Origin of the sequence: Streptomyces humidus (assembly GCF_014649655.1) — a bacterium.
Taxonomy (GTDB): Bacteria; Actinomycetota; Actinomycetes; order Streptomycetales; family Streptomycetaceae; genus Streptomyces; species Streptomyces humidus.
Genome location: NZ_BMTL01000015.1, coordinates 155,698 through 175,720, shown reverse-complemented (window position 1 = coordinate 175,720; position 20,023 = coordinate 155,698). Strand labels below are relative to the sequence as shown.

Sequence of the window (20,023 nt, the reverse complement as noted above, 5' to 3'; positions counted from 1 at the left end):
CCGCCCGACGGCGCACGGGGAAGAGAGCCGATGACAGTCGTGTGGGCGTTTCCCGGCCAGGGCTCCCAGCGCAAGGGCATGGGGGCCGGCCTCTTCGACCGCCATGCCGGGACGCTCGAGCGCGCGGACGCCGTACTCGGCCGCTCGGTGCGTGAACTCTGCGCCGACCAGGCCGCGTTGCGTGACACCCGCGTCCTGCAGCCCGTGCTCTACACCATAGGCGCGCTGACCTACGCCGACCGCGCCGCCCGCGAGCCGCAGCCCGACTGCATGATCGGGCACAGCCTCGGCGAGTACACCGCCCTCTACGCGTCCGGCGCCCTCGACTTCGAGACCGGGCTGCGGCTCGTCATGGCCCGTGCCGAGATCATGAGCCGGGCGAGCGGGGGCGGCATGCTCGCGGTCGTCGGACTCGACGTCGAGCGGCTGCGGGAGGTCATGCGCCGTCAGGGTGCGCACGACATCGATGTCGCCAACCACAACTCGCCCGTGCAGAGCGTCCTTTCGGGCCCCGAGGAGTCCATCCGCGCCCTCGCGCCCGTGCTCCGCGGGGAAGGCGCGGGCAAGTGCGTGCTGCTGCACATCAGCGTCGCCGCCCACTCCCGCTACATGGCCGCGGCGGCCGACGAACTGGGAGCCGTCCTCGACACCGTCACCTTCCACGAGCCCCGCGTCCCCGTGATCTCCAACGTCACCGCCCGCCCCCACCACGCCGGTCAGATCGCTCTCCGGCTGCGCGAACACATGTGCCGGGGGGTGCGCTGGTGGGAGAGCCTGGCCCACCTCGTCGACCGAGGGGTCACGGAGCTGGTCGAGCTGGGACCCGGAAGCGTGCTGACCAAACTGTGGGAGACGGCCCGCACGGAACTGGCGCCGGCCGCAGCCGACCCGCCGGGGACCTCGGACGCCGACGGCCGGGCGCGCAGGGGAGGCACGGGCGCCGATGCCCGCGGCGCAGCGGTCCCAAAGGCGCGAACCGGGCACGACACCGCGGCCCGGCCGGAGCCGGACGCGGAGCAGGGGTCGCACCCGGACATGGAGCGGGGTCCGGACCCGGACGGTGACAGCGCGGCGGCGCCGAGGACACAGGATCCCGTCGACGGCACGAGGCGGCGCCCCGCGCCGCGCCGCGTCCCGGTGACGGGGGAGCGGCTCGGCTCGGCGCGGTTCCGGGAGCGGTACGGAGCCGAACTGGCCTGGGTGGTGTCCGGCACCGGGGACGGGGCCGTGGGCGAGGAGGTCTGCCGGGCCGCCCGCGCGGCCGGTCTCGCGGCCACCGCCGACCCCGTCCCCGGCGTCCCCGACCCGGCCTGCCTCGACGGGGCGGGCCGGCAGGGGTGGGGGGTCGGGCTGCGCCCCGGACCGCACGCGGACGAACAGGTCGGCGCGCTGCTCGCCCACGAGGTGCGGCACGTCGAGGCCGACCACCCGCACGGCCCCGACGCGGCGCTCGTCCGCTTCCGCTTCACCGGCGCCCGCCGCGGCCCGGCCGGCGCCCCGGTCGCCGTACGGCACGTCATCGCCCGCGTCACCGGCCTCGACCAGGCCGCCGCCTTTCTGCGCCCGCCCTCCGAGGCCCTGCTCGCCGGACTCGTGCGCAGCGGAGGCCTCACGCCCGCCGAGGCCGACGCCGCCCGCGCCCTGCCCGTCGCCTCCGACCTGGCCGTCCAGGCCGTCGGGGGCTGGCACACCGGCGGCGCCGACGCCTACCAGCTCCTGCCCTCCGTCGCCGCGCTCGCCGCCCGGAGCCCCGGGCCCGAACCCGTGCACGTGGGGCTGTGCGGCGTCGTCGGCACACCGGAACAGGCCGCCACCGCGTTCGCGCTCGGCGCCGCCTTCCTCGTCTCCACCTCGCTCACCGCCTGCGCACCGGCCGCCCGGCTGGCCGACACCCTCAAGGACACCCTCGCGCGGGCCGGCGACGACGACGTCACCTGGGCCCCCACCGAACGGCACGCCACCCTCGGCGTGCCCGCGCGGGTCGTCCGCCGGGGCACCCTGTTCCCCGCCCGGGCCGGCCTGCTGCACCGACTTCTGCGCGCCCACCGGTATTTCGCCGACATCCCCGGACAACGGCGCAGGCACATCGAGGAACACCTCCTGGGCGGACCGGCCGCGGAACTGGCGGCGGACGACGGTGGCGACGGCCGTCTCCGCACGGCCGACGTGTTCCGCTGGTACGCGCGGGAGACCGCCCGCCGCACGTCGGGCGGCGACCCCGTACGGCCCCTGGACCACCAACTGCCCTGTGACCCGGAGCTGACCCACTTCAACCGCGTCACGGCCGGCACGGCCCTGGCCGCGTGGACCGCCCGCACCCCGGACGCGGTGGCCGGACACCTCTTGACAAACGCGGCGGAACTGCTCACCGCGAGCGTCTCGAGCCGGGCCGAAATGTGCCCATGAATCAGAGCACGGCAAGCAATCGCCGATACGGTCTGCGACGGACAGTGGCGTCCCGCCCACGGGACCCACGGGCATGCGGTGTGCCCGGACCGACACGGACCGAGCCGAGGTCGACACCCGTGGAGTGAGACGGCATGAACCCTGTGGAGCGCACCGACACCGACAACCCGCCCGACGGAGGCACGCCCGTCCCGCGAACCTTCCCGGACACCCCCTCCGGCGGCGCCGGGAGGACGCCGGCCGACCCCTGCGTCGTCCTCGTGTCGGCGGGCGACCCGGACCGGCTCGCCCGCGCCGCGCGCACCCTGCACGACCGGCTCACCCGGCTGCTGCGCCAGGAACGGGCGCCCGCCGCCGCCGACGTCGCCTGGACGACCCAGACCGGCAGGGTGCCCATGCGGCACCGGCTGGCGGTCGTCCACCCCGATCTCGCCGGTGTCGTCGCCGCGCTCGGCTCCTTCCTCGCCGGCCGGCCCGACCCGGCCGTCCACACCGGGCGGGCCGGCCGGGCGCCGGCCGGCGCGCCCGGCACCGCCGCCGAGGCGGCCGCTCTGTGGGTCCAGGGGGCCGACCTGCCCTGGGAGACCTACTGGCACACGCCACGCGCCCGCGTCGCCCTGCCGGTGTACCCCTTCGTCACCGCCGGCGCGGCCGCGCCGCCGTCCCCCCGGGCGCAGGCCGCCGACGCCGCACGGGACACGGGGGCGGGGGCGGACCCGCGCGTGGCGGACCTGGAGACCGCCCTCCTGGACCGCTACGCCCAGGTGTCCGGGATCCCGAGGAGCGAACTCGACGCCCACACGCCCTTCGTGGAGTACGGGCTGACGTCGCTGCAGATCGGCGAACTCAACCGGCTGCTCGCGGAGGACTGGGGGGTCGGCAGCCTGACCCTGTTCTTCGAGCACGGCGACCTGGCCCACGTGGCCGAGGACGCCGTACACCGCTGCGGAGCCACCCCGCGCCGCACGCCGGACACCGGACGGACGGAGAGCGCCCCCCGGTCGGCGTCCGCTGCGGCCCGGGCTCCCGTTCCCGGCCCCGCTCCGGCCCCGTCCACCGGGACCGACGGCGCGACAGCCGTCATCGGCGTCGCGGGCCGCTACCCGCAGGCCCCGGACCTGGAGACGTTCTGGGACAACCTGAGGTCCGGACACGACTGCGTCACCGGCCTGCCCGCCGACCGGCACCGGCCCGGCTGGCCCGTCGAGGACATGACCGGCGGCTTCCTCGACGGCGTCGACCGCTTCGACCCGCTGCTGTTCGGCATCACCCCCCGCGACGCCGCGCTCATGGACCCGCACGAGCGCCTCTTCCTGGAGACGGCCTGGGCCGCCCTGGAGAACGCCGCCTACCCCCGGCAACGGCTGCGTGAACGGCACCGGTCGCGCGTCGGCGTCTACGCGGGCGCCATGTACGCCGACTACGCCTTCTTCGGCGTCGAGGAGACCCGGCGCGGACGCCCCGCCTACAGCGGCGGCGCGCTCGGCAACATCGCCAACCGCGTCTCGTACATCCTCGACCTGCACGGCCCCAGCCTCGCCGTCGACACCATGTGCTCCTCCTCGCTGGCCGCCCTGCACCTGGCCGTGCGCGCACTGCGCGCCGGGGACTGCGAGATCGCCCTCGCCGGGGCCGTCAACCTCTCCCTGCACCCGAACAAGTTCGTCCAGCAGCGGCTCATGTCCCTGACCGCCAGCTCCCGGCGCTGCCGCAGCTTCGGAGCGGGCGGCGACGGGTTCGTGCCGGCCGAGGCGGTCGGCGTGCTGGTGCTGAAGCCCCTGGCCCGGGCCCTGGCCGACGGCGACCGGGTGCGCGCCGTGATCCGGGGCACCGCCGTGGTGCACGCGGGACGCACCAACGGCTACATCGTGCCGTCCCCCGTCGCCCAGAGCGAGGTCGTCCGGGACGCCCTCGCCGACGCGGGACTGCGGCCCGCCGACATCGACTACGTGGAGGCCCACGGCGCCGGCACCGCACTCGGCGACCCGGTCGAGATCGACGGTCTCACCCGCGTGTTCGGCGGCGACGACCGTCCGCCGGGCTCGCTGCCGATCGGCTCGGTCAAGTCCACCATCGGGCACGCCGAGGCCGCGGCCGGCATCGCCGCGCTCACCAAGAGCCTGCTCCAGATGGAACACGGCGCCCTGGCCCCGACCCTGCACGTGGACCGGCTCAACCCGAACATCGACTGGGACGCCGTGCCCTTCCGCGCCCAGAGCACCGCCGCCCCCTGGCCGCGGCCGACCGGACCGGACGGCGCGCCGCGCCCCCGCCGCGCGGGCATCAGCTCCTTCGGCGCCGGCGGGACCATCGCCCACGTCGTCCTGGAGGAGTTCCCCGCGCAGCACCCCGGCACGGACACCGCCCCGGCCCCTCAGTTGCTCGTGCTCTCGGCACACGACGAACAGCGTCTGAAGGACGCCGCGTCCCGCCTCGCCGCCTGGCTGCGCCGCCCGGAGCCGGCCGCGCTCGCCGACGTCGCCTGGACCCTCCAGGTCGGCCGCGAGCCACTGCGTGCCCGGCTCGCGCTCGTCGCCGCCGACGCGGCGGAGGCCGCGGACCGCCTGGCGGAGTTCGCGGCGGGCGGGGACACCGGCGCCGGGGGCGTGGTCGGCGGCCGGGCGCCGCACGGCGGCCGCCCCCAGGGGCGCCTGCTGCCGGACGGCCCCGACCCCGACCTTCCCGCGCTCGCCCGGCACTGGGTGACCGGCGGGCCCGTCGACTGGGCCCGGCTGCACACCGGCGCCACGCCACGCGTCACCACCCTGCCGACGTACCCCTTCGCCGGGATGCGGTGCTGGATCCGCGAGAACGACGACCGCGCGGAGGACGACGCCACCGGCAGGCCCGTCGCCTCGCCGGACACCGGGCCCTCCCGCGGCACACCGCCCCCTCGGCAGGACGGCCAGGACGGCCAGGAAGTCCAGGACGGCGAGGACACCGTGCTGCTGCGCCGCGAATGGCTGCCCACCGGCGAGGCGACCGCCGGGAACGGCCCCGCCGAGGGCGCCGTGGTGTGCCTGTACGGCGCCGCGACCCGGGCCCTGGCCGACGCGCTCGCGCGCACGGCGCCCCCCGGCGCCGTCGTCCCGGTCCTCGTCCACGACGTCCGAAGCGGTCACGGAGGCCATGGCGGTCACTCCCCGGGCGCCGTGGGGGAGTTCGGCGACGACGGCCAGGCCGAGGCCGTCACCGACGACCTGCTCGCCCGCCACCCGGTGATCGCCGGCTGGATCGACCTCACCGACCTCGACCGGCCCGACCCCGACGACCCCGGCCCCTGGACCGCCCGTCTGCTGCTGATCCGCCGGCTCCTCGGCGCCCGGCCCGGCGCCAGGCTGCGCGGCATCCAGGCGGTACGCGGCCTCCAGGACCTCGACGGTCCCGCCCCCTGCCCGTCCGGCGCCCGCATGGCGGGGTTCCTGCGCTGCCTCGGCGCCGAGTACGGACGACTGGACACCACCGTCCTCGACACCGACCTGCCCACCGCCGACCCGGAAGGGCTGGCCGCGACGCTGTGGGGCGAGTGGCGCCGGCCGGGCGACCGGGCCGAGATCTGCCACCGGCACGGACTGCGCTACGAACCCGTCCTGCGTCCCACCCTGGCCCGGCACACCCCGCTCGCCCCGGACCCCGGCCGCGCCTACGTCGTCACCGGGGGCACCCGGGGCATCGGCGCCCGGGTCGCCGCGCACCTCGTCCAGCGCGGAGCGCGGGCGATCGCGGTGCTCGGAGCCCGGCCGCTGCCGCCCCGCGCCCGGTGGGACACCGCCGGGGCGCTCGGCGCCGCCGAGGCGGAGGCCGTCGCCGGCATACGGCGACTGGAACAGCTCGGCGCGCGCGTCCTGGTCCACACCGGTCCGCTCACCGACAGGGCCGCCCTCGGCGCCTTCCTGGAGCGGGTGCGGTCCGAACTCGGTTCTCTCGGGGGTGTGGTGCACTGCGCCGGCGGTCTCGGCGCCGGCCGGCCCGCCTTCGTCGGCAAGGACACCGCCGCCGTCCGCGCCACCTTCGCGCCCAAGCCCGACGGCATGGAGACGCTGGCCGCCCTGTGCGAGGGCGACCGGCTCGACTTCTTCGTGGCGTTCTCCTCGGCCTGTGCCATGATCCCGCGCCTCGCCGTCGGCGTCACCGACTACGCGGCGGCCAACGCGGCGATGGACCTGCTGCTGAACCACCGGGTCCGCAGCGGCGGCGGCCACTTCCGTTCCGTGGCCTGGCCGATGTGGACGCAGAGCGGAGCGGCACGCGGCAAGGACAACGTCTGCGCCCCGGTCGGCCTGGACACCGTCGACGACGCCACGGGGCTGCGCATCCTGGAACAGGTGATCGCCATGCCCTGGGGCGGCACGGTCCTGCCGGCCGTCCCCCTGGACTCCTCCTTCGACGCGGAGACGTTGCCGGTCACCCGGAAGGGCGAGACGCCGGACGGACCGGCAGCCGACCCGCACCCCGTACGGGTGACGCCCGCGGAGCCTGTGGCCGACCCGGACCCGGCACCGGCGACGCCGCCGGGGCCTGTGGCGGACGTGCCGCCGGCACGGCAGGCGCCGCCCGCCGACAGCGGTCCCGCCTGGCTGGTCCCGCTGGTGTGCGCGGTGCTCGGCACCCCGGAGGCCGACCTCGACATCACGGCCGACTTCGCCGATCTCGGCGTGGAGTCCGTGATGCTGGGCGAACTGCTGGAGCACGTGGAGAGGGCCGTCGGCAAGCGCCTTCCGCCGTCGCTGCTGCTGGAGTACCCCTCGGTCCGACAGCTCCACGACCATCTGACCTCCGCCGGCCTCGCCCCCCGCGCCGAACCGGTCGCCCCGACGGCGGACCCGGCGACCGGGCCGCCGCGGGCGCAGAGCGGGCCGCCGGTTCCGGCGCCGACGGCCCCGCCCGCCACCGCGCCCCCGGCCGGCGGCCGTACCGACGGCAGGGTCGCCGTCATCGGCATGGCCGGACGCTTCCCCGGCGCCCCGGACGTCGCCGCCTTCTGGCGCAACCTGCTCGAAGGCCGATGTTCCGTCACCGAGGTGCCGGCCGGACGCTGGGACACCGGGACCTACTACCGCCCCGAGCACGAACTGGGCCGCAGCAACGGGAAATGGGGCGGCTTCCTGGACGGGCTGGACCTGTTCGACCCCGAGCCGTTCCAGCTCACCGACGACGAGGCCACCGTGCTGGACCCGGGGATCCGACTGTTCCTGGAAGCCGCCCGGGACTGTGTGGCCGACGCCGGCTACCGGGGCGAGGAACTGCGCGGCCGGGACGTGGGCGTCTTCGTCGGCGGGCGGATCTCCTCCTACCCGCTGCGCGCGCCCCTGCGGCCGGACGTGCTCCAGTCCGACCAGAACTTCCTGGCCGCGCAGGTGGCCCACCGCTTCGACTTCCGGGGCCCCGGCCTGGTGGTGGACAGCGCCTGTTCGTCCTCACTGGTGAGCGTGCAGCTGGCGTGCCGCAGCGTGCTGTCCGGGGAGGCCGAACTGGCCCTGGCCGGCGGGGTGGAGATCCTGCTGGACGAGCGGCCCTACCTGGAGTTCAGCGCCGCGCGGGTGCTGTCGCCCACCGGGCGCTGCCGGCCGTTCGACGAGCGGGCGGACGGCATCGTGCCGGGGGAGGGCTGCGGCGCCGTCCTGCTGAAGCCGCTGGCCGCCGCCCTGCGCGACGGCGACCGCGTCCACGCGGTGATCGAGGCGGTCGCCGTCAACAACGACGGCCACACCATGGGAACGACCACCCCGAACCCGGCCGCCCAGACCGATGTCGTCCGCAAGGCCCTGGCCGCGGCCGGGCGGCGCGCCGAGGAGATCGGGCTGGTGGAAGCGCACGGCACCGCCACCAGGATCGGCGACCCGATGGAACTCAAGGCCCTCACCGACGCGTTCGCCGGCGCCGAGGAACCCTACGGCCGGTGCGCGATCGGCAGCCTCAAGGCCAACGTCGGCCATCTGCTGAGCGCGGCCGGTGTGGCGGGCCTGATCAAGGTCGCGCTGAGCCTGGAGCACGCGGTCGTGCCGCCCACCCTGTTCTGCGAGACGCCCAACCCGCGCTTCGACTTCGCCCACTCGCCGTTCCGGCCCGCGACCGCGGCCGGGCAGTGGACGGCGCCGCCCGAGCGGCGGGTGGCCGGACTCAGCTCCTTCGGGCTCGGCGGCACCAACGCCCACCTGGTCGCCTCCGCTCTGGACCCGGCCGAGCGGCCGGCGGGAGTCCCGGTGCGCGAGCCCCTGCCCGCACCCGCGTACGCGCGACGGCGGCTGTGGCTGGAGCGGGAGCCGGACGGCGGCTCCGCCCCGGCCCCCCGGCCGCCCGCGGAGCCCCGGCCTGCGCCCGCCCGCGCCGCCATCCTCGATCTGCGCTTCGTCACCCGCCAGGTGACGGGCGGCATTCCAGGATCCAGTCCGGCGGAGCGGGTGCCGTAGCACCCGGCCCGCCGCCCGTCCCACCCCACGGAAGGAAACACCCGTCATGGACAACTCCGCAGAGGCGGCCCCCGGGCCCGCGGACGCGGCACCGGCCCTGCCCACCCCTCGCCAGGCCGCGCTGGCCATCGCCGGTGTGATGGCGGGGATGCTGTTGTCGGCACTGGACCAGACCGTCGTCAGCGTCGCCCTGCCGAGCATCGTCGGCGAACTGGGCGGTCTGGAACGCCTGCCCTGGGTGGTGACGATCTACCTGGTCGCCTCCATGGCGGTCACCCCGCTGTGGGGCAAGGTGTCCGACCTCTACGGCCGCCGGACCGTGGTGCAGTGCGCCATCGGCGTCTTCGTCGTCGGGTCGGTGCTGTGCGGCGCCGCGCAGAGCATCTGGCAGCTCATCGTCTTCCGCGGGATCCAAGGGCTCGGCGCGGGAGGGCTGTTCGTGCTGGCGCTCGCGGTGATCGCCGACGTCGTCCCGCCGGAGCGCAGAGGCCGCTACCAGGGCATGTTCGGGGCCGTGTTCGGCCTGTCGAGCGTCATCGGGCCGCTGGTCGGCGGCTGGTTCACGGACGGCCCGGGCTGGCGCTGGATCTTCCTGATCAACGTGCCGGTCGGCGTGCTGGCTCTGGTGGCGACCGCCGTCGGCCTGCGCATCCGCAGTCCCCAGCGCCGGCACACCGTCGACTTCGCCGGCGCCGCCCTGGTCGCCGGCGCCGTCGTGTGCGCCCTGCTGTACCTCAACTGGGCCGGTGACGCCTACGGCTGGGCGGCGCCCGGCTCGCTGCTGCTGGCCGTCGGCGCCGTCGCCCTCGCCGTCCTGTTCGTGTGGGCGGAGACCCGGGCGGCCGAACCGGTCATCCCCATGAGCCTGTTCCGCAACCCGGTCTTCGGCGTCGGAGCCCTGTTCGGGCTGCTCGCCGGCGCCGCCATGTTCGCCGGCATCGTCTTCCTGCCGCTGTACTTCCAGGCCGTGATGGACATGTCCTCCACCCGCTCCGGACTCGCCATGCTCCCGGCGATGTTCGGGCTGACCTTCACCTCCATCGCCTCCGGCCAGCTGATCAGCAAGAACGGCCGCTACAAGGTGTTCCCCGTCTCCGGCTCCGCGCTGCTGGTCGTCACCATGCTGCTGCTGTCCCGGCTCACCGCCGACACCCCCTACTGGCAGATCGGCCTGTACGCCTTCCTGTTCGGCGCCGGCATCGGCCTCGTGATGCAGCCCGTCATCACCGCCGTACAGAACTCCGTGCCCCCGCAGGACATCGGCGCGGCCACCAGCGCCGCGAACTTCTTCCAGCGGATGGGGTCGGCGGTCGGGGTCGCGGTCCTCGGCACCGTCCTCACCAGCCGGGTGACCGACCGGCTGACCGACGTCGGCCAGGACGCGGCACGCGCCGCCGACCAGGGCGTCACAGCCCTGCACCGGCTGCCCGAACCGGTGCGCGCGGACGCGCTGGACGGGTACGCGCGCGCCATGGGCGACATGTTCCTGGTGTGCGTCCTGCTGGTCGGCATCGCCCTCCTGGTGTCGCTGTTCCTCAAGGAGATGCCCCGCAGGACCGAACCCGCCGCCGAGCAGCCGGCGCAGGAGGCCCCCGCGGCCGGCTGAACCCGGGCCGGCGGGACCGCCCCCGCCTGCTCAAAGTTGTGCAGCACCCGGACCGCGGTCCGCCTAGCGTGGCTCGCGCCGGCCTCCCAGGCCCGGCACGAGCCACGCATTCTGCGCACTGGAAGGACGGCCATTCCATGGAACAGCGGACAGCCCGGAGCGCGGCCGGTCCCAGCCCGGCGTCGGCCCAGAGCCCCGTGCCCGCCGACAAGCTGCTGCACTCCGGCAACTCGGGCTTCACCATCGCCCGCAGCGCCCAGCTGAAGTACGAGCACCGCGTCGAGGGCCGCAAGCTCTTCGCCGACGTGATCGCCTACATGAACCAGGCCGACCTCAACGGCGCCTCCTTCTACTTCTACGAGGAGGCGTTCGGCAAGCAGGACAGGGTGCACTGGCTGATCCACTGGAAGACCCCCAACGACTACGCCATCAGCCTCCACATGGTCGATCACGACGAGAAGATGATCGACATGCTGGAGAGCGACGCCGTGGTCGACGACGCCGGGGCCGGAGTGTGGGGCCGTGCCGTCGTCGAGGGCTCCGTGCGCGAGCGCATCCTCGTCCCGCAGCACGGACTCGTGCACGAGGAGGACGACCACGACAGCGGCGAACTCTGGGTGGACCCGGCCAGACTCCAGACCGGGCAGCCCGACACCGAGCTGCTGCACTCCGCGAACGCGCTCCTCACCCTGCACCGCAGCGGCCAGGCCTCGCACGAGTTCCGCAAGGAGGCCCGCCTGTACGCCTTCGCGTGGCAGAACGAGGTCAACCGCAAGCTGCCCGGCCGCGCCACCTCCTACCTCTACGAGGAGACGTTCGGCGTGATGGACCGCCTGCACTGGCTCATCCACCTCAAGGATTTCGACGCCTACCAGGAACTCCTCGAGCTCGAGCGCACCGACAAGGGCTTCCTGGCCCTCGGTGAGCGGCAGTTCATCGCCGAGCGCAAGGGCGGCGGCACCTGGGGCCGCTCCTTCGTGCCCGGCACCATCGAGGACACCGTGCTGCTGCCGTACCAGCTCCGCCCGGGCGCGTGAAGGCCTGGCTCTTCGCCGGCCAGGGGGCACAGCGCCCCGGAATGGGGGAGGCGCTCTTCGACCGCTTTCCCGAGTTCGTGACGACCGCCGACCGGATCCTCGGCGAGTCCGTGCGCGCGCTGTGCCTGGACGACCCCGACGGTCGGCTGAACCGCACCCGGTGGACCCAGCCCGCGCTGTACGTCGTCAACGCGCTCGCCTCCGCGGAGGCGCTGGCGGAGGGCCCCGGCCCCGACCTCCTGGCGGGACACAGTCTGGGCGAGTACAACGCGCTGCTCACCGCGGGCTGTTTCGACTTCGAGACCGGCCTGCGGATCGTGCGGCGGCGCGGAGAGCTGATGGGGGAGGCGGACGGCGGCGCCATGCTGGCCGTCGTCGGCCTCACGCCCGACGCGGTCCGCGCCCTGCTCGACCGCTGCGGGGCCGCCGACGTCGACCTCGCCAACCTCAACACCGCCACGCAGGTGGTGGTGTCGGGGCCGGCCGAGTCCGTACGGGCGGTACGCACCGCGGTACGGGCCACGCCGGGCGCCCGCTGTGTCCCGCTGGTCACCAGCGGCGCCTTCCACTCCCGGCACATGCGCCCTGCCCAGGAACGCTTCGCCGCGTTCCTCGACACCGTGGAGTTCCGTCCGCCGCGCATCCCCGTGATCGCCAACGTGACCGGCCGGCCCTACCCCGCCGACCGTGTCGCGGACCTGCTGGCCCGGCAGATCGCGGCTCCGGTGCGCTGGCACGAGACCCTGCGCGAACTGCTACGGCGGGGCGTGACCGAGGCCCGTGAGTTCGGCCCGCGCCCCATGCTGCGGCCGATGTGGGAGTCGGTGCTGGCCGAACCGGAGGCCGTGCAGCAGCCGCAGCCGCAGCGGGAGCCTGGTCCTGTAGAGGCGCGTGTGCCTGCGTCGCCGGCGCGTGTGCCTGCGGCTGTGTCGGTGCATGCGGCGGTACCGGGGGACGCCACCGCCCCCGCCGCCCCCGAGCCGGAACTCGTCCGTGACCCGGCCGCCGCCCGGCTCGGCAGCGCGGAGTTCCGGCAGGACCACGGGGTGCGCTACGCCTATCTCGCCGGCAGCATGTTCCGGGGGGTGTCCTCCGTCGAACTGGTCGCCCGGCTCGGGCGGGCAGGGCTGCGCGGCTACTTCGGCGCGGGCGGACTGGACCTCGGCACCGTCGAGAAGGCTCTCACCGAACTCGCCCGCACCCCCGGCCTCGACGGCCGCTACGGGGTGAACCTGCTGCACGACCTCACCCGTCCCGGCGCCGAGGACGCCCTGACCGACCTGCTGCTGCGGCACGACGTCCGGCACGTGGAGGCAGCCGCCTTCACCACCGTCACCCCGGCGATCGTCCGCTACCGGTTCACCGGCGCCCACCGCGCCGCCGACGGCGCCCCCGTCGCGGTGCGCACCCTGGTCGCCAAGTGCTCGCGTCCCGAGGTGGCCGCCCACTTCATGGCGCCGCCCGCCGAGGAGCTGCTGCGGCGTCTGGTCTCCGAGGGCTTGCTGACCCCCTCCGAGGCAGACGCGGCACGCGGACTGCCCGTGGCGCAGGACATCTGCGTGGAAGGCGACTCGGCCGGCCACACCGACGGCGGCGTCAGCCTGGCCCTCGTGCCGACGACCGCCGCGCTGGCCGAGCGGCTGACGGCACGGCACGGCTACGCCCGCCGTCTGCGGGTCGGGGCCTGCGGAGGGCTGGGCACCCCCGAGGCGGTCGCGGCGGCCTTCGTCCTCGGCGCCGACTTCGTCGTCACCGGCTCCGTCAACCAGTGCTCACCGCAGGCGGGCACCTCGGACGCGGTGAAGGACCTGCTGGCCGCCGTGGACGTCCAGGACACCGCGTACGCGCCCGCCGGCGACCTGTTCGAACTCGGCTCCCGTGTCCAGGTGGTCCGCAAGGGCACTCTCTTCGCGGCCCGCGCCAACAAGCTGTACCAGCTGTACCGCGGCCACGGCGGCCTGGACGACCTCGACCAGGCGACCCGCACCTGGCTGGAGCGCGACTGCCTGCGCGCCCCGCTGGACCAGGCGTGGAAACAGACCTGCGCCCACTACCGGGACACCGGCCGCGTGCATGAGCTCGAACGGGCCGAGCGGGATCCCCGGCACCGTATGGCCCTCCTGTTCAAGTCGTACTTCGCCCGCACCAACCGGGCCGCCCAGGAGGGCGACCCCGCCGAGCGCGCCAACTACCAGGTGCACTGCGGGCCCGCGGCGGGCGCCTTCAACCGCTGCGTCCGCGGCACCGCACTGGAGCCCTGGCCGGAGCGGCACGTCGAACGCATCGCCGATCTGCTGATGACCGGAGCGGCCCGGGTCCTCGGCGAGCGTCTGGCCGCCTACGCCGGGACCGCCCCGGGCGATGTCCCCCACCATTCATGACACATGCGAGGAGAGCCATATGACCGTGGACAGCGGCACGCCCAGCGTCCCGCCCGCCCGGCACCAGACCGCACAGCCCGCGGACAGGATCCTGCACTCCGCGAACGCCGGCGTCGTCGTGGAGCGGGTCGCGCAGATCGCCGCCGGACAGGGCGACAACGCGCGCCGCATGGCCCGCGAGGCCGCGGAGTTCGTCAACGCCAAGCATCCGGGCCTCGCGACCGTGTTCGTCTACGAGGAGACCTTCGGGGTCAAGGACCGCCTGCACTGGCTGATCCACTTCCGGTCCCTTGAGGACTACGAACGGCTGCTGCACATGGGCGGCGCCCGCGACTTCCGGGACGGCGTGCTCGGCGGCCATGTCTCCGACCGTCAGGCGGATCAGTGGCAGGCCGCGTTCGTCCCCGGAACGGTGCGGGAGACCATGATGCTCCCGCACCGCTGGGGCATGTTCGGCACCGCCACCCAGACCATGGCCCAGGACGCGTCGATGAGCCCGCTGGCCGCCGACCGGGACGAGCCCTGGTTCGAGGTGCTGCCGGCGCAGCACCAGACGTCCGTCCCCGCCGAGCAGCTGCTCAACACGGCCACCGCCGGTGTGATCATGCACCGGGTGGTCGACTTCAGCTACAAGTACCGTGCGGAGGCACGCCTGTTCGCGCGCACGGTCGCCGAGAACACCAACCTGAACTCCGGCGGCGAAGCCACCGCCCTGGTCTTCGAGGAACTGTTCGGGACCATGGAGCGGATGCACTTCCTCATCCACATGAGAACGCTGGGCACGATGTACAGGCTGATGGGCATCGACGCCCGCACCGACCCCTCGGCGCCGCGTGCCACGTACATGCAGGACTGGGTGTCCAAGGAGCAGGGCGGCGGGCGCTGGGACAGCCTGATGCTGGAGGGCAGCGGTCACGACGGCTGCCTGACCCCGCAGTACTGGGGCGACTGAAGCGGGCACGGGGAGGCCGCGGCACTCGCATGAGTGCCGCGGCCTCCCCCTGCTTCCTGTAATCGTGCTTCTTGTGCTCGTGTTTCTTGTGCTCGTGCTGCCCGTGCCCGTGCTTCTCCGCCGTGGCCGGCGGAGCCGGTGTCAGGCCATGGTGGTCACGCAGAACGGGTGACCGGCAGGGTCGATCAGCACGACCCACTTCTGCGCGCCCGGCTGGTGCTCCGGCCGGGTCGCTCCCAGCGAGGTCAGCCGCTCCACCGCCTCGTCCAGGTCGCTGACGCTGAAGTCGAGGTGCATCTGCTTGTCGTCACCGGGCCAGGAGGGCTCCTTCAGGCTCTCGACCCGCTGGAAACCGATGCGGCTGGACCCGTCCGGCGTGCCGATGTAGGCGAAGTCCTCGCTCGCGAAGAGCGTCTGCCAGCCGGTCACGGCGCTGTAGAACTCGGCCAGCGCCTTCGGGTCGGGCGCGTCGAGGGTGACCGCTGCCAGCTGCCCAATGGGGGACATGAAAGGTTTCCTTCCTCAGGACGATGATCGTCTCGGCGTGCAACGTCCACGTGCACCTCCGGCGTTCGCGAGCCTAGGCCCTGGCCTGTCCGTGTGCACGCGGATCGCCGGGACTACTGGAAGGAGTGGTCCAGCGTGACCGTCGCATGACCGTCGGGGCCAGGGTTGTCGCAGAAGTAGGCGCCGGTGCCGCGCAAACCGGTCAACCCGCCTGTTCCGGAGCCCTCCAGCACCTCCAGGGCGGCCTTGGCCGTACCGCCGCCGGTCGTGCCGGTGATCTGCAGGACGAAGCTGCCGCTGCGGTCGCCGATACGGCCCGTCACCCGCTCCAGCGCCGTGAACGCGCTCGTGCCGCCGGGGGACAGGGCGATGAGCACCTGCTGGACGCCCTCGCCCTCGATCTGCCCCCGGTAGTGGTTGGCCACCTGGCCGTGCAGCAGCACGGGAGCGCCCTCCGTCTGCTCATAGGGGGCCGGCTGCCAGGGATCCCAGGTCATGGTGCTGGTCGACTGCGTCTGCATGCGTCGTCCTCTCGCTCGCGGGGCCACGGCGAACCGGTGGCCGGACTGCCGACGGTGATCAGCCGGATCCTCGCGCCTCCGCACCGTCGGCTCTGCTCACTTTTGAGCTTTCACCGGTCGCGCCGGAAGGTATTTTCCCAAAGGGCCCGACTATCGGTCCGGCGCTCGGATCGAGACCTGCCGGACCGGGCCGGGAAAAGCATTCCCAGGCTATCGGGAGCGGAAAGGGTGCTGTTATCTTCGGGCCATGACCGATGAATTCCAGGAAATGCCCGAGGACTGGACCCGCGCCCTCGCCGTGGTGGCGCATCCCGACGACATGGAATTCGGCGCCGCGGGCGCCGTGGCGCGCTGGACCGCGGCCGGGAAGTCGGTCACCTACCTGGTGGCCAGCCGGGGCGAGGCCGGCATCGACTCGATGGCGCCCGAGAAGGCGGCCGAGGTCCGTGAGGCGGAGCAGCGGGCCGCCGCGGCGGTCGTGGGGGCGGCCGGAGTGGAGTTCCTCGACCACCCCGACGGCCGTATCGAGTACTCCGCCGAGCTGCGCCGGGAGTTCGCCGCCGCGATCCGCCGGCACCGCCCCGAACTGGTCCTCGGCTTCTGCCACCACGACCACACCTCGACGGGACGCTGGAACTCGCCGGACCACCGCAACACCGGCCGTGCACTGCTCGACGCGGTCGGCGACGCGGCCAACCGGTGGATCTTCCCCGAGGACGGCCCGGGTCCCTGGCAGGGCGTCCGCCACGTCGCCGTCTCCAACTCGCCCCGGCCCACCCACGCCGTGGACGTCACCGACCACATCGACCGGGCGGTGGCCTCCCTGGAAGCCCACGCGAGCTATCTGGCGGCCATGCAGCCCCCCGTCACCGACGTCCGCGGCCCGCTGCTGGGCCTGGCCCGGTCGGTGGGGGCCCGCTTCGGCGGCCGTCCGGCGGTCGCCTTCGAACTGATACCGCGCTGACCGGCGCCGGACCGGGCGTCACGGGCCGGGGGCGACGGGCCGGGGGCGACCCGTCGCCCCCGGCCCGCGCGCGTGGCCGCCGGCGGCTCAGGCCCTGACGTACACACTGCGGTGCACATGCCACTGCTGCAGCCGGGGGCGGTCCGGGTCGGGCAGGGCGCGCAGGGCGGCCAGCGCGGGCTCGACGACCCGGGCCCAGGTGTCGTCGTCCACGTTCCACAGATAGGGCGGGAGACGGCGTTGCAGGCTCTCCAGGAGCTGACGGGGCGTCGTGGCCCGTTCGTAGTCCGGGGCGAACTCGTGCCGCAGCCGTTCCAGGCCCGCCTCGCGCGCCGCCGCGTCGAGGCGCTCGGGGGTGTCGGGGCGCGGCGGTTGCAGCACGGCCAGCCGGTCCAGCACGGCGACCAGCTCGTCCGGATCGGCCGCGGGATCCCCGTGCACCGCGAGCAGCCGCCCCCCGGAGCGCAGGACGCGCGCCGCCTCGCGCAGGGCCCGGGGCATGTCGCCGACCAGGTGCAGGACGTGCGTGAACACCAGGTTGTCGAAGGAGCCGTCGGCGAACGGCAGCGCTCGCGCGTCCCCGACGGCGACCCGCCCCGGGAGCCGTTCGGCCGCCCGGGCCAGCATCGGCAGCGACACGTCGACGCCGTGCACGTCGTGGCCGAGCTCGGCCAGCCCCGCCGCCACGATGCCCGTGCCGACGCCCACCTCCAGCACCGTGCCCGGAGCCAGGTCCCCGGCCAGCTGTGCCGCGGCCTGTCTGCCGCGTTCCATTCCGCCCCGCATCCGGTCGTAGTCGTCCGCGACCCGGTCGAAGGCCTTGGCCTCGGTCACCGCGCAGTCCCTTCCATGTCGGTGTGCCAGGTGATCTCCGCGTACCGCACGAGGTCGGCGACCTCCCGCGGTGCGCGGACGAACTCCGTGATGAGCTCCGCCACCAGTGCCGGGCGGTCGTGCGGCGCGTAATGACCGGCGACGGCCAGCTCGGCGTACCGCGCGTGGGGGAAGCACCGGGCGGCCTCGCGGGCCCGGGCGGGGGAGGAGATGCCGTCGAACTCCGAGCAGACGAACAACGTCGGCACGGCCACCCGCGGCGCCTGGGCCGCCGAGTCGAGCCGCCAGAGGTCCACGAGCTGACGGGCGTACCGCACGAGCACCTCGGCGTCCCGGAAGGGCCGCCGCACCTCGTCGGTGAGCGCCCTGCTCAGCACCCCCAGCACGCCCGCGTCCGGGGCCCCGGTGCTGCCCTTGCCGCCCGCCGCGCCCGGCGCCAGCAGGTCCAGCATGCGGGTGGCCCGGTCGGGCCTGCGGTCCAGCGCGCGGCACACCGCCGCGAGGTCGGATTCGTACTTGGTGTCCATGCCGTCCCAGCGGCCGTTCTGCCGGAACGTGGCGTTCAGGAAGACGAGGGAGGCGACCGCCCGGGGACTGTGCTGCTGGAAGGCCGTGGCGATCTTGGCGCCGGTGCACCAGCCGAGCAGATGGGCGCGCTCGGCGCCGACGGCCTCCAGCACCGCGTCGACGTCGTCGAGCTGGCGCCGGGTCCCCCAGGCCGGATCCTCGCGCTCGGTGCCGCGCACCTGCCAGGTGACGACGCGGTGGTACGGCACCAGGTGCGCGCACAGCCGCGTCAGGAAGCCGGGGCCCTGCCCGAGAGCGTTCAGCACCAGCAGGGGCGGCCCTTCGCCGTCCCCGCCCTCGAACAGCACGAGCGGCCGCCCCGCCACGTCCACGACACGGCGCCGCAGACCCGTCTCGCCCGGCGTCGTGTCCGGCGGCGTCCGGCAGGCCCGGACCGCACCGAACAGCTCCCACTGGTCCGCCGGGGAGAGGGGCGGGGGCGGGGTGTCCGCCTGGAGGGCGGGGGGAGTCGGAGGGCCGGCCGGGGAGGCCGGCGTCCGGGCGGCGGCGGGCGGGTCGGAGCCGGTGGGGGTGGGCCGGGGCGGTGCGGCGGGCGTCGGGACGCCGGCCCGCGGGGCGGACGCCGCCGGCGCGGCCGCCGGGGCCGCGCTCCCTGCGCCGTCGGCCCCGGTCGTCGCGGGCCGCGCCGCGTCGGGCCGCGTGCCTTCGGGCCGCGTGCCTTCGGGCCGCGTGCCTTCGGGCCGTGCCGCGTCGGAGCCGGACCGCGTCGAACCCGGCGGACACGCCTCCGCGGACGCCGGCACCGACGCCTCGTTCGGCAGCCGTACCGCCTGACGGAGCACGTCGGTCAGGCGGAGGTCCAGGAGGCGGTCGGCGGCGCCGAAGTCCTCGCGGTCCGGCACCGGGCGTACGTCGATGCCGTGCACCGCGCCGGCCCGGGCGAGCACGTCGGCCAGCGGCACCGGGGCCGGGCGGGCCACCGTCGCGAAGCCGTCGGGCAGGTCGCCGGGCGCGCCGGCCCGCCAGAGGTCCGCCGCGGCCCGCTCCGCGGTCAGCAGGGTCAGGCCCAGCCCCGCCACGCCGGCCACCCGCAGCGGATGCCGCTCGAACCAGTCCGGCGCCCGGTCCTCGACCTCGGTGCGCACCGAGTGCAGCGCCCACAGCAGCCGGTGCGCGCCCGGCGGGCACTCACCCAGAGCCGGCGCCAGGGCGTCCACCGCCGGAGCCGTGCGCAGCACCCGCCAGGACACCCCCGCGTCCAGACACGCCTCCACCGTGAGCCGCTCCAGATCCCGGTAGGACCGGTGCGCCCGGCCCTCGTCAGGCGCCGTGTCCGGGCCCACGTGCACGTACCCCCGGGTCGCGAGGCCCGGCAGCGCGGCGAGCAGCGCCCCGGCCAGCGCGGCGTCCGCGCGTGCCCCACGGGCCGGCGACCGGTCCCAGCCCGGCGTCACGCACCACACCTGGTCCGCCGTCCAGGCCTTCAGCTCGGAGGCGACGGCGTCCGGCTCGACGCACACCACGCTCAGCCGCCCCTCGTCGAGGCGACCGGGCGGCGGCTCGGCCGCGGCGCCGGCCGTGCGAGGCCCGTGACCGGCCGGCACCCGTTCACCCGCGCCGCACCGCGCCACGAAGGCGGCCAGCTCCCGCCGGTCCGGCGCCGGCGCCCCCGGGCGCGACACCGCGGCCGACAGCAGCACCACCTCGGCGCCGGCGGCGCGGGCCGTGACCGACAGACAGCGGGCCGCCAGCCGGCCGGCGAGGAGCGGTGACGTACCGGCGATCAGCACACGCTGCGGCATGCGTAACGTCCTCCTGTGCCGGCGGCCACCGCGGAGCGGGTGATTCCCGGGGACTGGAAAAGAAATGAAGACCCC

Annotated in this window: 11 protein-coding genes; 7 read left to right on the top strand and 4 right to left on the bottom strand. The window is 75.0% G+C overall.

The genetic code is table 11. From position 1 onward, the window contains the following. The first annotated feature begins 30 nt into the window (after window positions 1-30). From fabD (IE239_RS19290) to IE239_RS19265, 6 genes are all read left to right on the top strand, one after another. Complete coding sequence (gene fabD, locus IE239_RS19290; RefSeq protein WP_190150601.1) at window positions 31-2,406, top strand: ACP S-malonyltransferase; 2,376 nt, start codon at window positions 31-33, stop codon at window positions 2,404-2,406. Between the two features lie 134 nt (window positions 2,407-2,540). After that, a complete protein-coding gene (locus tag IE239_RS42985; protein WP_190150600.1) occupies window positions 2,541-8,816 on the top strand; it encodes a beta-ketoacyl synthase N-terminal-like domain-containing protein in 6,276 nt (2,091 codons plus the stop codon). Window positions 8,817-8,862: 46 nt separating this feature from the next. Then, complete coding sequence (locus IE239_RS19280; RefSeq protein ID WP_229878186.1) at window positions 8,863-10,422, top strand: MDR family MFS transporter; 1,560 nt, start codon at window positions 8,863-8,865, stop codon at window positions 10,420-10,422. A gap of 137 nt (window positions 10,423-10,559) precedes the next feature. After that, window positions 10,560-11,459, top strand: a complete 900-nt coding sequence (locus IE239_RS19275) for a DUF6039 family protein (RefSeq protein WP_190150599.1) — start codon at window positions 10,560-10,562, stop codon at window positions 11,457-11,459. Next, entirely contained in the window at window positions 11,456-13,840 is a 2,385-nt protein-coding gene (fabD, locus tag IE239_RS19270) for an ACP S-malonyltransferase (RefSeq protein WP_190150598.1), read from the top strand. Before IE239_RS19275 ends, fabD (IE239_RS19270) begins: the two co-directional genes overlap by 4 nt. 19 nt (window positions 13,841-13,859) lie before the next feature. Next, complete coding sequence (locus IE239_RS19265; RefSeq protein WP_190150597.1) at window positions 13,860-14,792, top strand: DUF6039 family protein; 933 nt, start codon at window positions 13,860-13,862, stop codon at window positions 14,790-14,792. 141 nt (window positions 14,793-14,933) lie between these two features. Here the strand turns inward: IE239_RS19265 and IE239_RS19260 are convergent, their stop codons facing one another. After that, window positions 14,934-15,299: a VOC family protein gene (locus tag IE239_RS19260; protein WP_190150596.1), complete on the bottom strand. Its 366-nt coding sequence runs from the start codon at window positions 15,297-15,299 to the stop codon at window positions 14,934-14,936. A gap of 113 nt (window positions 15,300-15,412) precedes the next feature. Next, on the bottom strand, window positions 15,413-15,820 hold the full coding sequence (locus IE239_RS19255; protein ID WP_190150595.1) for a DUF3224 domain-containing protein: 408 nt from the start codon (window positions 15,818-15,820) through the stop codon (window positions 15,413-15,415). A 247-nt stretch (window positions 15,821-16,067) separates the two neighbouring features. Here IE239_RS19255 and IE239_RS19250 point away from each other — a divergent pair, with 247 nt between their 5' ends. Beyond that, window positions 16,068-16,784, top strand: a complete 717-nt coding sequence (locus tag IE239_RS19250) for a PIG-L deacetylase family protein (protein ID WP_190150594.1) — start codon at window positions 16,068-16,070, stop codon at window positions 16,782-16,784. Between the two features lie 87 nt (window positions 16,785-16,871). Here IE239_RS19250 and IE239_RS19245 read toward each other — a convergent pair whose 3' ends face one another. Then, complete coding sequence (locus tag IE239_RS19245) at window positions 16,872-17,618, bottom strand: class I SAM-dependent methyltransferase (RefSeq protein WP_190150593.1); 747 nt, start codon at window positions 17,616-17,618, stop codon at window positions 16,872-16,874. Beyond that, entirely contained in the window at window positions 17,615-19,948 is a 2,334-nt protein-coding gene (locus tag IE239_RS19240; RefSeq protein ID WP_190150592.1) for an alpha/beta fold hydrolase, read from the bottom strand. The genes IE239_RS19245 and IE239_RS19240 overlap by 4 nt, the downstream gene beginning before the upstream one ends. Window positions 19,949-20,023: the final 75 nt, after the last annotated feature.

Excerpts from the sequence above, each read along its gene's own strand:
- IE239_RS19265 (WP_190150597.1), top strand. The coding sequence starts at position 13,860 with ATGACCGTGGACAGCGGCACGCCCAGCGTCCCGCCCGCCCGGCACCAG.
- IE239_RS19280 (WP_229878186.1), top strand. The coding sequence starts at position 8,863 with ATGGACAACTCCGCAGAGGCGGCCCCCGGGCCCGCGGACGCGGCACCG.
- IE239_RS19260 (WP_190150596.1), bottom strand. The coding sequence starts at position 15,299 with ATGTCCCCCATTGGGCAGCTGGCAGCGGTCACCCTCGACGCGCCCGAC.
- IE239_RS19250 (WP_190150594.1), top strand. The coding sequence starts at position 16,068 with ATGACCGATGAATTCCAGGAAATGCCCGAGGACTGGACCCGCGCCCTC.
- IE239_RS19240 (WP_190150592.1), bottom strand. The coding sequence starts at position 19,948 with ATGCCGCAGCGTGTGCTGATCGCCGGTACGTCACCGCTCCTCGCCGGC.
- IE239_RS19255 (WP_190150595.1), bottom strand. The coding sequence starts at position 15,820 with ATGCAGACGCAGTCGACCAGCACCATGACCTGGGATCCCTGGCAGCCG.
- IE239_RS19275 (WP_190150599.1), top strand. The coding sequence starts at position 10,560 with ATGGAACAGCGGACAGCCCGGAGCGCGGCCGGTCCCAGCCCGGCGTCG.
- fabD (WP_190150601.1), top strand. The coding sequence starts at position 31 with ATGACAGTCGTGTGGGCGTTTCCCGGCCAGGGCTCCCAGCGCAAGGGC.
- IE239_RS42985 (WP_190150600.1), top strand. The coding sequence starts at position 2,541 with ATGAACCCTGTGGAGCGCACCGACACCGACAACCCGCCCGACGGAGGC.